The organism is Priestia sp. JSM ZJ58, assembly GCF_044383985.1.
Lineage (GTDB): Bacteria > Bacillota > Bacilli > Bacillales > Bacillaceae_H > Priestia > Priestia zanthoxyli.
The window spans coordinates 1,660,642-1,673,097 of record NZ_JBISEM010000001.1 but is presented as its reverse complement, the minus strand read 5'-3'; the positions used below and the strand labels follow the sequence as shown (position 1 = coordinate 1,673,097).

The 12,456-nt window shown below is 37.3% G+C and carries 18 protein-coding genes; 6 read left to right on the top strand and 12 right to left on the bottom strand.

The features are described from left to right. Nucleotides 1-171: 171 nt before the first annotated feature. Nucleotides 172-1,005 (top strand): STAS domain-containing protein, encoded by an 834-nt coding sequence (locus ACH6EI_RS08970; protein WP_028414377.1) that lies wholly within the window; start codon nt 172-174, stop codon nt 1,003-1,005. 36 nt (nt 1,006-1,041) lie between these two features. On the opposite strand, the gene ACH6EI_RS08965 is transcribed toward ACH6EI_RS08970, so the two are convergent. From ACH6EI_RS08965 to ACH6EI_RS08955, 3 genes are all read right to left on the bottom strand, one after another. After that, nucleotides 1,042-1,518 (bottom strand): hypothetical protein, encoded by a 477-nt coding sequence (locus ACH6EI_RS08965; RefSeq protein ID WP_099331120.1) that lies wholly within the window; start codon nt 1,516-1,518, stop codon nt 1,042-1,044. 138 nt (nt 1,519-1,656) lie between these two features. After that, nucleotides 1,657-2,133, bottom strand: coding sequence for a hypothetical protein (locus tag ACH6EI_RS08960; RefSeq protein ID WP_014459392.1), 477 nt, complete (start codon nt 2,131-2,133; stop codon nt 1,657-1,659). 142 nt (nt 2,134-2,275) lie between these two features. After that, complete coding sequence (locus ACH6EI_RS08955) at nt 2,276-3,040, bottom strand: GNAT family N-acetyltransferase (protein WP_099331121.1); 765 nt, start codon at nt 3,038-3,040, stop codon at nt 2,276-2,278. Between the two features lie 197 nt (nt 3,041-3,237). Here ACH6EI_RS08955 and ACH6EI_RS08950 point away from each other — a divergent pair, with 197 nt between their 5' ends. Both ACH6EI_RS08950 and ACH6EI_RS08945 read left to right on the top strand, forming a co-directional pair. Then, a complete protein-coding gene (locus ACH6EI_RS08950) occupies nt 3,238-3,501 on the top strand; it encodes a GlsB/YeaQ/YmgE family stress response membrane protein (protein ID WP_013083841.1) in 264 nt (87 codons plus the stop codon). Between the two features lie 156 nt (nt 3,502-3,657). Further along, entirely contained in the window at nt 3,658-3,843 is a 186-nt protein-coding gene (locus tag ACH6EI_RS08945; RefSeq protein ID WP_099331122.1) for an aspartyl-phosphate phosphatase Spo0E family protein, read from the top strand. A 43-nt stretch (nt 3,844-3,886) separates the two neighbouring features. On the opposite strand, the gene ACH6EI_RS08940 is transcribed toward ACH6EI_RS08945, so the two are convergent. Continuing rightward, nucleotides 3,887-4,702 carry an STAS domain-containing protein gene (locus ACH6EI_RS08940; RefSeq protein ID WP_028414381.1) on the bottom strand — a complete coding sequence of 272 codons (816 nt, stop codon included), beginning with the start codon at nt 4,700-4,702 and terminating at the stop codon, nt 3,887-3,889. A gap of 350 nt (nt 4,703-5,052) precedes the next feature. On the opposite strand from ACH6EI_RS08940, the gene ACH6EI_RS08935 reads away from it, so the two are divergent. After that, on the top strand, nt 5,053-5,322 hold the full coding sequence (locus ACH6EI_RS08935) for a GlsB/YeaQ/YmgE family stress response membrane protein (protein WP_013083843.1): 270 nt from the start codon (nt 5,053-5,055) through the stop codon (nt 5,320-5,322). A gap of 275 nt (nt 5,323-5,597) precedes the next feature. On the opposite strand, the gene ACH6EI_RS08930 is transcribed toward ACH6EI_RS08935, so the two are convergent. The 4 genes from ACH6EI_RS08930 to ACH6EI_RS08915 all read right to left on the bottom strand — a co-directional run bounded on the left by ACH6EI_RS08930 (nt 5,598) and on the right by ACH6EI_RS08915 (nt 7,784). Further along, entirely contained in the window at nt 5,598-6,014 is a 417-nt protein-coding gene (locus ACH6EI_RS08930; RefSeq protein ID WP_028414382.1) for a YhfM domain-containing protein, read from the bottom strand. Nucleotides 6,015-6,175: 161 nt separating this feature from the next. Further along, nucleotides 6,176-6,340, bottom strand: coding sequence for a hypothetical protein (locus tag ACH6EI_RS08925; protein WP_165573521.1), 165 nt, complete (start codon nt 6,338-6,340; stop codon nt 6,176-6,178). A 12-nt stretch (nt 6,341-6,352) separates the two neighbouring features. Then, nucleotides 6,353-6,934, bottom strand: a complete 582-nt coding sequence (clpP, locus tag ACH6EI_RS08920) for an ATP-dependent Clp endopeptidase proteolytic subunit ClpP (protein WP_028414383.1) — start codon at nt 6,932-6,934, stop codon at nt 6,353-6,355. Nucleotides 6,935-7,361: 427 nt separating this feature from the next. After that, the gene (locus ACH6EI_RS08915; RefSeq protein ID WP_028414384.1) at nt 7,362-7,784 is read right to left on the bottom strand and encodes a MerR family transcriptional regulator; all 423 of its coding nucleotides are present in this window, start codon (nt 7,782-7,784) and stop codon (nt 7,362-7,364) included. Between the two features lie 254 nt (nt 7,785-8,038). Between ACH6EI_RS08915 and ACH6EI_RS08910 the strand changes: the two genes are divergently transcribed. Further along, nucleotides 8,039-8,482: an HIT family protein gene (locus ACH6EI_RS08910; RefSeq protein ID WP_081732903.1), complete on the top strand. Its 444-nt coding sequence runs from the start codon at nt 8,039-8,041 to the stop codon at nt 8,480-8,482. Nucleotides 8,483-8,515: 33 nt separating this feature from the next. Here ACH6EI_RS08910 and aspA read toward each other — a convergent pair whose 3' ends face one another. Further along, complete coding sequence (aspA, locus tag ACH6EI_RS08905) at nt 8,516-9,946, bottom strand: aspartate ammonia-lyase (protein WP_014459383.1); 1,431 nt, start codon at nt 9,944-9,946, stop codon at nt 8,516-8,518. Nucleotides 9,947-9,966: 20 nt separating this feature from the next. Further along, nucleotides 9,967-10,950: an asparaginase gene (locus ACH6EI_RS08900; RefSeq protein WP_028414386.1), complete on the bottom strand. Its 984-nt coding sequence runs from the start codon at nt 10,948-10,950 to the stop codon at nt 9,967-9,969. A gap of 267 nt (nt 10,951-11,217) precedes the next feature. Between ACH6EI_RS08900 and ACH6EI_RS08895 the strand changes: the two genes are divergently transcribed. Further along, the gene (locus tag ACH6EI_RS08895) at nt 11,218-11,574 is read left to right on the top strand and encodes a helix-turn-helix domain-containing protein (RefSeq protein ID WP_028414387.1); all 357 of its coding nucleotides are present in this window, start codon (nt 11,218-11,220) and stop codon (nt 11,572-11,574) included. A gap of 23 nt (nt 11,575-11,597) precedes the next feature. On the opposite strand, the gene ACH6EI_RS08890 is transcribed toward ACH6EI_RS08895, so the two are convergent. Both ACH6EI_RS08890 and ACH6EI_RS08885 read right to left on the bottom strand, forming a co-directional pair. After that, complete coding sequence (locus tag ACH6EI_RS08890) at nt 11,598-11,990, bottom strand: hypothetical protein (protein WP_028414388.1); 393 nt, start codon at nt 11,988-11,990, stop codon at nt 11,598-11,600. A 131-nt stretch (nt 11,991-12,121) separates the two neighbouring features. Beyond that, a complete protein-coding gene (locus ACH6EI_RS08885; RefSeq protein WP_013083852.1) occupies nt 12,122-12,292 on the bottom strand; it encodes a hypothetical protein in 171 nt (56 codons plus the stop codon). Nucleotides 12,293-12,456: the final 164 nt, after the last annotated feature.

Genomic DNA, 12,456 nt, shown 5'->3' with positions numbered 1-12,456 from the left:
TTTTTAATAAATTGGGTTTGAGAGTTTACAGTTGGGGAAAACAAGGCGTATAGGAAAATAAATGCGCTTCATAATGGATTTATTTATAAGCATCCGCACTCTATGTCAGTGGATGCTTTTATGCCTTTATTTATAAAACAATTAGACTATACATATGTAAGGAGAGTCTTCATGCATAGAAATCAGGACCTATATCATTTTTTTAAAGAACATTCTCTTCAATTAACTGAAGACTGGTACAATCAGCTCGACGATGAAAACGAGTTCTCCGTGTATTCGAGTAAAAATCCAGTAATTGTGAAAGAACTGAAGCAGCAAAATCAAGATTATTTTCAGCATTTATTTGACGTATTTATAAAAGATGAGGAATACTTTTTTTCCGATTTCCAGCAGTGGTCGGTCGAACTTGCACGTGATCCAAAGCATTTAAGTACGCCTCTTCACTTTATCGTTCGAGAATATTTTAATTCACAAAAAATTGTCGTTAATTACTTAAAGAAGTTTATCTCTTTGCACCCAGAAGAGGTAAGCGTGGATAAGATATTTATGTGGTATGACATTATTGTTAAAGCCTTTGATCTATCTATTTATATCTTTATTCAAGAATATCATAAGAATACGCAAGAACAGCTGAACGCTCAGAAAGAGTTAATTAATGAATTAAGTTCTCCTGTTATCATGCTTCAAAACAAAGTTGCCCTTCTGCCTCTTGTGGGGGATATTGGAACGGTCAAAAGTCAGTTTATTTTAGAAAACACGCTTCAGCAATGCTCGGAAAAAGGCGTTGAACATTTATGTATTGACCTGCTCGGTGTAGCTACGATTGACACGATGATGGCACAAGAGATTTTTAATTTGGTAAAAGCTCTTCGTTTGATCGGGGTGCAAACCATTTTATCTGGAATTCGACCGGAAATTTCTCAAACTGCAATTCGCTTAGGGCTTTCATTTGAACAGGTCAAGACTACTTCTTCTCTTGCACAGGCGCTTAATTCTATTAGTTAAACATATGGCTCTCTATTACAGCATAGAGAGCCATATCTATGGCGTTTCAAATTTTACTGGAGTATAGTAGACGCGCCCGATTAACTTTTCACCGTTGTTATCTTTCCAGTCCGCTACGAGTATATACCGATCACTGCGAGAGGTAGAATCTACTGTAATAGCAGCTGTTTTTTTTATGTCCTTTTTTTCTATTATGTTTTCATAGATAGACTGATTGCGAATTTGTTTGTAATAAAGCGCATTAGGTTTTTTACCATCTATTTCAATGGACACTTGACCATCTTGAGAGACGGGAATACTATCTTTCATAACAATTTGTCTAAAATTTTTTCGTTCGCCAAAATCAGCTTCACATTCGGTCCAGCAAAAAAATAAAGGCTTGATGATGGCTTCTTTGCCTTCGGCTATTATTTTTATAGCGGGTGGATAAGGATCTTCAAGCGTTTCAGCTGTAGGAACCTGACATGCGGCTAATGAAAATAAACTAAATAGGATAATCACCACTTTTTTCATACTATGTCCTCCCTTTTTTGTGAACGTGGTGCACGTAAGTGAGTGGGTGCATAGTATAATCTTTCGCCTGCAAGCAAAAGATTCCTTTTATAATCAACAAAAAAACAGCTGCCTATTTGTTTAGACAGCTGTTTTTTTCTATTTACTTAGCATGCTTATTTCTTTTTTCATATCTTTTTCTACATATTCCATTAAATCAGATACGTAGGTTTGAAGCGGTTTTGTTGCGTCTTTATGATCATTCATCGTTAATTCATAAATGCTATCAATATTATCAATCATCAGTTCCATATCATCGATGACGCCCGTATGCTTATACATCGTTTTCATCGTAGGATCAAGGGAAGCTAATTCATTATATTCATAGTTTATCGTATTTGAAATATCATCGAGTTCATTGATAAATTGCTTTTTAGTTTTTTTTTCGGCCATAAGCTGATTATACTCTTTAAAAGCAGTTTGAAGGTTTTTCTGAGAGGCAGTCAATACTTTCAGCTGTTCTCGTCCTAAATAATAATCATAAATACTAGTAACAGTAAAATATCCCCCAAATGTGAGCGCGATTCCGACAACTAAACCTATCCAAAACGTGCTCGTTTTAAAAAAATGTTTCATAATGACTCCTTTTATCTGTGTTCTATGTACAACACTAGCTCATACTGCTGCTTTTTCCTAGGATACACCAAAAACGAAGTGGAAGCTACACTTTTTTAAAATTTTGTCGAATTTTGTCTCTTGTTTCACAAGCTTCAGCACATTATTTTCCATCTCTATTTCTCCATCTGTATACATCAAATTCGTTAACCGCTGTAAAACCAAGTTTTTCATAGGCTGGCTTTCCTGCACTTGTAGCATGCAAAATACACGTATCTGCCTGTTTTTTTGCTTCAGTAAGAACTTCCTTCAAATAGGCGGTAGCCAGGCCTTTTCTCCTCATATGTCTAGCTGTAGTGATACAGTACAAACCCGCTGTACCGTCATAAAAAAAGAGAGACCCAGCTACAGCTGGCCGGTTATGATAAAGACCCAAATATAAGTGATATTGGTCAGTGTGCTGCATAAGCTCCCTAAACCTTTCAAGAAAGTCAGCTTGATATTCTTTTGGTTTTTGATAGCCATCTATGTATACCGTAATCCATTCTTTCAATTCAGCTTCTGTGTGCACTCGCTTACATTGAAACTCTTCTACTCCTGTGTGTACGTATTCTTTTTCTTGAATGTGCTGAATCATTCCGATCCATTTTTCATAAGGAACAAATCCATTTTTATGAAGAACTGGCCCAAGGTTATCATATGAAGATGGACCAACAATCCATAGAGGTTCTTCCCCTTCCGAAGAACATATCTCTAACGCAGGCTCAATATGACGGGTTCCTGCATATATACCGCGATTATAAGGAGATGCAGAAATCCATTTCATTTCTGGTGTATCCACCTTCACAGATTTCTTCGTATGCTGAAAATACATCCAGTGCTGAATCAAGTGTTGTTCTACTATATCGCTTTGATTTTTTATTTTCACTTCATGTCTCCTTTCTCTTCTAAATTATGTTCCTTTTTCTATTATATACTAGTTAGTCTATTTTCTATGACTCTATCCCAGTTCTTAAGTCCTTTTCCAAGTTTTTTTAATTTTTTTGTTATTGTATGAATAGTTTTCTTTTAAGTGGGGTACTAACCTATATAAGCAATACATCATTAAAAAGGAGGATGATATTTATGTCATTTTTATGGGCACTTATTGTAGGTGGTATTATTGGGTGGCTTGCCGGATTAATTACGGGAAGAGACGTTCCAGGAGGTATTATTGGTAACATTATTGCTGGTTTTATAGGTTCTTGGTTAGGTTCAGCTATCTTTGGAAGCTTCGGACCAGTTGTAGGTGGATTTGCTATTATTCCTGCCATTATCGGATCAATCATTTTAGTATTAATCGTAAGTTTCATTATGAGAAAAATGCGTGGTAGTCATAAACATGCATAATAAATTATTATATTAGAAAAAGAACCTCTGCTGAAAAAGAGGTTCTTTTTTCATATGAAAAATTCTTGAAATTTACTATTTTTAATTTCATAATATTGAAAAATAAACCTATTAATGTTAATTTAACCATAATCACTATAAAAAAGAGGAATTAACATGCTGCTTTCAACCCATCAAAAAGACAAATCTATGCACCAAATACTAATAGAAGAGATCGAACAGACACGAACGTTGATGATTCAAACGGCTGTCCGTGAAGGAATGACAAGTCCTAACACACTTCAAGTTAGTCAATCATTAGATGCTTTATTAAATAAACTTCAAATTTTCTTCTATCAATAGAAGCCCATGATATGGTTACATACTCATGGGCTTTTGTTTTATATTAGTCCGCTTGATTAACATATTCCACTGCTTGGTGAAGGCTACTGAAAGTTGTAATATCAGCCAAATCTAACCCTAAGTTCACCATCGTCTGAGCAATTTCAGCACGGATACCGCTTAAAACTACTTGAATTCCTAATAATTTTAAAGCACCGATTACTTTGAAAATTTGGTCCGCTACCATCGTATCAATAATTGGAACTGCGTATAAATCAATAATCAGCCAATTTAGCTTGTACTCGCTGCCGTGCTGAAGGGCATTTTCCATTAAAATTTGAGCACGATTTGTATCTAAATCGCCAACAAGAGGAATCACGCCAATTTCTTTCGTAATGCGTACCACAGGAATTGAAAGTTCATCAATTGCATAGCGAGCCGATTGAATTTTGTTTGCAAAGTCGGTCATATACGATTTACTAACCCAGTGCACAGCCTTGTCCACTACTAAGTTGAAACGAGAAATAACTTGATAGAAGGCATCAAACGTAAACGTTTCAGCTTTTGCTTCTTCTTTAATAATTTCCCCGATAATATTTCGGTAATAACTGATTTCTTCTAATGCTACATCTAACGGAAGCTGAAGAGTAACGAGTAAATTCGCTACTTCTCTTCCCCATTCCTCAAGCACTTCAAAGTTTTTCGTATCATTTGTTGATACAGAATCAGCGTATATTTTAATTAAATGAACGCGCCACGGTTCTAACTGTTGTTGAATATCTTTGTCTTCATCTTGTTTTTGTTTTGAGAACTCTTCTTTTTTTTCTAGAATTAAATTCGTAATGTGTTTAAGCTTTTTATCTAATAATAATGACTCCATATTGTTCTCCCGTTAAGAATTTGTTTACTTAAAATGATATCACAAATACTGTTGAAAAAAGTAAAACTAAGGGAAAAAGCTTTTAAAAATAAACCGGATGTCCTTTTTTGCGAATAGAATGAGCTAAATTTAGTCTAAAACGTACATAAGCTGAACTTCTCTCTTTCATTTTATCGTTACTTTCACAGTGAATTCTCATACATAACATTTCAATTTGAAGTTAGACTATTTTAGCATATATGATAAATAGATGAAAAAATGCAAAAGGGTTTGCAGCAAGCATGTCGCATGACAAAATGTGTTTTAGGAAAGACTGAAAAGGAATTCCCTATAAAAAGGAGGTTAGGTATATGTCATTTATTTGGACGCTTATTGTTGGAGGACTTATCGGCTGGCTTGCTGGTGTGTTAACAGGACGAGATGTTCCAGGTGGAATTATCGGAAACATCATCGCTGGGTTCATTGGAGCATGGTTAGGCTCTCTAATTTTTGGAGATTTCGGTCCAGAGATCGGCGGATTCGCAATTGTTCCTGCAATTATTGGTGCTGTTATTTTAGTTTTAATTGTGAGTTTTGTTTTACGCAAAATGCGCGGAAATAATAATCATCGACACGCCTAAATAAAAAAGAGAAATCAGCGTCTTGATTTCTCTTTTTCCCTTACTTCTTATAGCAAAATGTTTTAATAATGGACCTACCTGTAAGTGTAATTCTTTATGGCTACATTTAATAATTGCTGCTTGTCACCTCTGACATTTAATATTTCTACATCCTCATATCAAGCGCGTTAGTAATGAGTAGCTCTGTCCCTTCGAGATCCTCAAGCATATCGGTGAAGATAGCTTCAATATGAACAAATTTCAGCTTTCATTGGACATTGTTTTATAGCTGCTTTCTATTTCGGTTCTACTAGTTCAATAAATGACCTTGCTTGTTTGCCCTTTAACTGTGCGTAGTGTGTATCTGTAGCTAATTCAACGGTTTCGTTGTCTAAGTTGACCCACATCCGATAAGATTGTACCTTTATATCCTTTTTGGTTTCTACCGGTTCAAAGTGAAGAATGTAGTTAGGTTTTCGAATCATTTCAGCTTTTTCTTCTCTCCAGGATACATCTTTTAACCACTGCTGCACTTTCTGCACTTGATTTTGGTCTTTCATTTTAACCGCATGGCCATATTGATTATCGGCTATGTATTTTTCGATTACGAGCTTTTGTTCAACAGTACCGCTTGAAGCACTGCTTTGCTGACATCCTGTTATCACCCAACAAATAGCAATGAGAACTACTAATCCAGACCATACTTTTTTCATTTACATCTACCTTTCTTTTTGTAATTGAAATGAGATGTTCTTGCTGAATGATGCTACCAGCTGCTCGTTTTTAAATCTCTTTTTGCATTCTCTTTTCTTCCTATAAATCCCTGCTTCATTTGCTCAAAAAAACTGAATCCCCGAAAGGATCCAGTTTTTCGTTACGATTCGACATCTTCTATGACATGAACAGCGCGAATAGCGGCGTTTACTTTTGTATGTTGAACGTATTCTTTTGCTTCGTGTATCGTCATTGCTTCTACTTCTTGGTAATAAATCACGTTTCCCCATTCATATTCTACTGAGTAACGATTTGACTTTTCCACATGGTATCCTCCTTATTGATGAACTAAAATTTGATCAATCAAGCCATATTCTTTTGCTTCATCCGCTGTAAAGAATGTATCTCGATCAGTGTCTTTATTAATCGTTGACAGCGATTGTCCTGTTCGTTCAGACAGAAGTTCATTTAGGTGGTCTTTTAAGCGCAAAATACGCTTCGCTCGAATTTCAATTTCAGCTGCTTGTCCTTTTGCTCCTCCTAGCGGCTGATGAATCATCACTTCGCTGTTAGGAAGAGCAAAACGTTTCCCTTTTTGACCGCCCGCTAGTAAAACTGAGCCCATAGATGCTGCTAGCCCTATACACAATGTACTTACATCTGCACGTATAAGCTGCATCGTATCAAAAATAGCCATGCCCGCTGTAATGGACCCTCCCGGTGAATTAATATAAATGCTAATATCTTTTTCTGGGTTTTCTGCATCTAAAAATAAAAGCTGAGCGATAATGCTAGTAGCCACCTCATCCGTAACTTCACCTGTGAGCATAATCACTCGGTCGAGCAACAGCCTTGAATAAATGTCATAGGCACGCTCTCCTTTACTTGTTTGTTCTACTACATAGGGAGTTAAGTTCATGTGACCGCCTCTTTCCACTGAATTAATACGAGCAAATTTTTTTACTTTTGCACTGACTTCTTGATTTAAAAATGAATCCCCTATCAAATCTTCATCGGTAAATTTAATCATTAGAGAATGTCTTTCTTGCTGTATATGCAAGTGTTCATCGCGGTAAGTCACCGCAACTGCAATCTCTGCCTGTGGATATAAAACGGTCTCTTCCGTGTAGAGCTCTATTAATAAAGGTTCATCGTCAATATGTTTTACTTCGATTTGTCCTTGTGGGTTTTCACAGTACCCATTTAAGTTTCTTGTTTTGAACAAACCTTCGGGCAGCTGAATATCAATCGTGATGTTTTTAACTTTTATTTGCGATCGTTCAAATGTAATACATAGGTGGTTCATTCCTTCTTCTTTTTCCATTACTGATTTTGCCACCGCTAATTTAATCATGCGATGAATGCTCCTTTAAAATCTGAGTAACAGACTCAATTACTTTTTGCCGTACGTCTGCTGATAACTTCCGATTCATAGCGACAAACACATCTTCATTGACTTGATGCATTTCTTGATTTTGAATTTGTTTGCTTTGGTAAAGAGGGAGCTGCGCACCTATACTTTTCACTTCTTCCACACTCATTGAACGCAGCGTTTCTTGAATGGAAGCTAGTGACTCCCCTGCTTTTGATAATGTTAAAGCGGCTCGAAAGTAATGAACATGCTGATCTGTATAGACGCGCTTATTTCCCACTAGCTCCAGCGGAGGAACAATTTCTATTTGCGTGTAATACCGCACCGTACGCAGGTTCAAGTCCGCACCTTCATTGTTTAATAATTCCGTAATTTGCTTGCCTGTATATGTTTTCAAACAATCCCCCCTTTTCAGTTACAGTTAACTGTTACACTGTCATTATACTGTAAAGATATTTATTTTACAATTAAAACCATGGTAAATTTTAGATAAAGCAGCAAAGCCTATAAATAAAAAGAACGAACCAAAGAGCCCAGGTCATATACCAGTGCTCTCTTTACTAAGCGAAAAAACAACTGTGTATATTTCAATCTATTCCTCCTGACACCTCTCATGCTACACTTTAGTTATCTTAAAAAAGGAGAGAACATATGATGGGGAATCCAAGTATAGGTTGCTTAGGGTGTCGATTAGCAAATAACCAAGAAAAATCGCATATGATATTTGAAGATTCGTTTGTGACATGCCTGCTAGACCACAAGCCGTTTAACGAAGGACACCTCTTAATTCTTCCTAAAGCACATATAGTGGAAATCGACGAATTCGATACTGAACACATATTGGCCGTGATGAATGCAGCGAAGCTAATGACAAAAGCAGTTAAGACGCTTTTTATTCCAGACGGAGTTACTCTCTCGCAAAACGGGGGTATGTTTAACGAGTTAACTCATTTTCACATGCACATCGTTCCGAGATATAAAGAGGAGTGTTTCGGAGATTTTTATACGCAAATTCCCGAATATGCTGAAAATGATGACGTCTTGGCTGCAACAGCTCAGAAAATGCGCCGCGTCATTCAGCAAATGTCTTTATAAAAAAAAACGGCCTCCTTATGGAAGCCGTTCTCTTTATTGACGATCAAATAATGAACTTCCTGCAATACCAGGGTTCGTCATTTCAAATGGATTTAAAATGAGATCTAATTCCTCTTCTGTTAACACATCGTATTGAAGGCAAAGCTCACGAATTGGTTTTCCTGTTAAAATCGCTTCACGCGCAATACGCGATACGACTTCATAGCCTAAGTGAGGGTTAACAGCTGTAATAATCCCTACGCTTTTTTCTACATATTCTTTCATCCGCGTTTCGTTTGCTTCAATTCCTGCTAGACAGTGATCCGTAAAGCTTCTGAAACCGTTGTTCATGATGCTGATTGATTGAAGTAAATTAAATACAAGCACAGGTTCCATGACGTTAAGCTCCATCTGACCTGCTTCTGAAGCAAGAGAGATCGTTTGGTCATTTCCCATTACTTGAAACGCAATTTGATTTATTAATTCAGCCATAACCGGATTTACTTTTCCTGGCATGATTGAAGAACCAGGCTGACGAGCAGGAAGGCTAATTTCACCTAGGCCTGCACGGGGGCCAGATGCCATTAAACGCAGGTCATTGGCAATTTTAGACATATTCGTCATACAGATTTTAAGCGCCGCAGATACTTCTGTATAAGCATCTGTATTTTGAGTAGCGTCCACTAAATGCTCTGCATGTACAAGCGGCAGACCGCTGATATCGGCTAAGTGTTTGACTACATTTTCAATATAGCGAGGATCTGCATTTAAGCCTGTTCCAACAGCTGTCGCTCCCATATTTACTTCATGCAAGTGGTCACGCGTCGCGCTAATACGCTTAATGTCGCGAGCTAACACGCGGCTGTATGCTTCAAACTCTTGACCAAGACGAACGGGTACAGCATCTTGAAGATGCGTACGGCCCATTTTAATTACATGATCAAATTCTTGCGCTTTTCGTTTAAATACATCATGCATATCATTCATTGTAACAAGAAGTTTATTTAATAAGTTCAGCGTTGAAATATGGATAGCCGTTGGAAATACATCATTTGTTGATTGAGACATATTCACATGGCTGTTAGGACTTAATTTACCGTATTCGCCTTTATTGTCTCCCATAATTTCAAGGGCACGGTTTGCAATCACTTCATTAGCATTCATATTCATTGACGTTCCTGCTCCGCCTTGAATAGGATCCACAATAAAGTATTCATGCCACTGACCTGCTAAGATTTCATCAGCTGCTTGCACAATCGCATTTCCAATACCTTCATATAAGCGCTTTGTATCCATATTTGCAAGCGCTGCCGCTTTTTTTACGATAGCAAGCGCTTTAATCATTTCTTCATGTACTTTATAACCCGTAATCGGGAAATTTTCTACGGCACGTGCGGTTTGTACACCGTAGTATACGTCTGCTGGAATTTGTTTTTCTCCTAGAAAATCAGCTTCTGTACGATATCCTGCTGTTTCTTGTTTCATAGCTGTACCTGCTTTCTTTTTTAATTAATATCTTCTGCAATCGACGTTTCCATCATCTTTTTCACTTGGTGAGGGTCTTTGGTTTGTCCGAGCACCCACATTAATTTAGGAACAATGGCTTCTGTGTTCATGTTTTTTGAGCGAACGACGCTGTCATGATTAATCATTCGGCCTACTTCATAAATGCCCATGTCTTCTCCTTCTTCAAGGCACTGAGTAGTAATGACAACGGATACACCGTGATTTGTCAATTCAACAAGCTTGGCTAAAATATTGCGAACTTGAAATGGAATTCCTCCACTTCCATAGCTTTCAACAACAACGCCTTGATATACATCTTTTAATCCATCGAAAAATTCAGGCTTAATTCCGGGAAACAGTTTGACAACTGCCACATCCGTACAAAGAGATGTATTAACCGTCAACTCTTCTTTACTAGAGCCAACCGATTTTGTATATTCCACCGTATTATCATGGATAGACGCCACGTATGGATAGTTAATGCTTTCAAATGCATCATAACTTTTTGTACGAAGCTTAATTGCTCTTGTGCCTTGAATCACACGACCGTCAAAGACTACATAGACTCCGCCTGTTTCCTCACATGCAAAGCGAATCGCATCTGCAATATTGCGCTTCGCGTCCGTTTTACTAAATGAAATAGGAATTTGAGATCCTGTAATCGCAATTGGTTTTTTAGAATGCTGAAGCATGTAAGAAAGAGCTGCCGATGTGTAGGCCATTGTATCTGTTCCATGGGTAATAACAAAACCATCGTATTCATTATAATGCTCTTCAATCGCTTTTGCCATCTCTATCCAACATTCAGGCTGCATATTTGTACTATCAAGATTCATAAGAGATTTGCTGTCAATTTGACAATGTTCATTTAAATCAGGTATGTAGCTTAGTAATTGATCTGGCTCCATTCCAGGAACAAGTCCATTTTCACCTTCAAGTGAAGCGACCGTTCCGCCAGTTGATAACAATAATAGTTTTTTCAAAACCGACATCCCCTTTGCTTAATTTCTGTAAAAAAACCTGACAATCTATCAAATAAATTATATTCATTTCGCGTACTTCACCTGTAATTATAGTAACCCAAATTCAATAAATCAAGAGAAAAATTATTCGTTTCGCGTACACTTTTCTCTACGGCAATGATATAATGAATAAAAATGTAAATTAGCTCACGGTTTGATTCCAAAGATCTGCGCGCGAGCTGAATGCCTCGGTTTTTTACATACTACACCTACAAAGGAGCGTCATGAATGTTAAGCAGATTAGCTCAACTCAGGAAAGAAAAAAAATGGTCTCTTCAATATACAGCTGACCAGCTTGAAATTGCTAAAAGCACCTACGCAGGATACGAATCTGGCTATCGTCGTCCTTCTCTTGAAGCACTCGTTACAATCGCAGAACTATTTGATACATCAACAGACTACTTGCTAGGTAAGGAAAAGGAACCTCATTCTCCTTCAGATGCACCCATCGAATTAACATCGCCTCAGACTCATAGAATTACGGTCGACGGTGCGGAACTATCTCAAGAAGAAATTCAGCAGCTGACGGCCTTTATTCGTGCTAAAAGACAAATTGAAAAAGAAACTGCACCTTCTTCAATTTAAAGAAGATTAGAAGCAGGTTGCTTCTAATCTTCTAGCTGCATGTCTAAATAGGCTACTACTTCTTTTGTTATTTCCTCTTCTGTTTCTTCCATCAGCTCTCCGGTTATCTTGCTACCTGGGAGCTTCTTCGAAGAACGAATGCCCAAAAATGTGCGTACACAGTGCCAGATAGGAATAAAAAGACCATCTAAAAACTCATCTTTTTCTAAAATACCCACTTGAATAGTGGCGTGATAACCAGGGTGAAAAGGATTTTCCCCTTCACGGATCACATCTACAGAGATCTCCATCCCCTTTTTTTCAAAAGCTTCTTTATATTGTTCATATATGGATTTAAGAAGTTCTTGCATAGACCTTTCAACCTTATGTATATGCTTTTCTAACTGCGGCGTAAATTGTTTTGCGGTGTATTCCATCTATTTCCCCCTTCTTTCGGTTCCCTATCTATTATTTTATTGTATCATAAGAAAAGCGTTCGTCTGTCTAGCAGAAAACCCCGCTTTTTTGTAGAAAAGCGGGGTTCATACATACCTTTATTAGCAATAGCCTACATTGCTTTATCTTGTTTAGAAGATGATTTTAATTTTTTATTTTTAGTTGGATCTGGCTCATTAGAAGACATGATGATGTTTCCTTCGCCGTTGCACACTTTGCACTTTATCAATCCAAATTTCTTACCGGCTCCTTGGCATTGTGGACAAACATATCGAATTGGCATAAACTGTACCTTCCTTTTTTCTAATTTATACCTGCGCCTTGAAAGCGCCTGTGGTTAGTTTTTAGTTTCATTATAAATTGTACAATCCACCCTATCAAGACGTGCCAAATTGCACATCTTTGATGGCAAGAAATTCTTCCTTTCTAAAATTCACCTAAAAAATG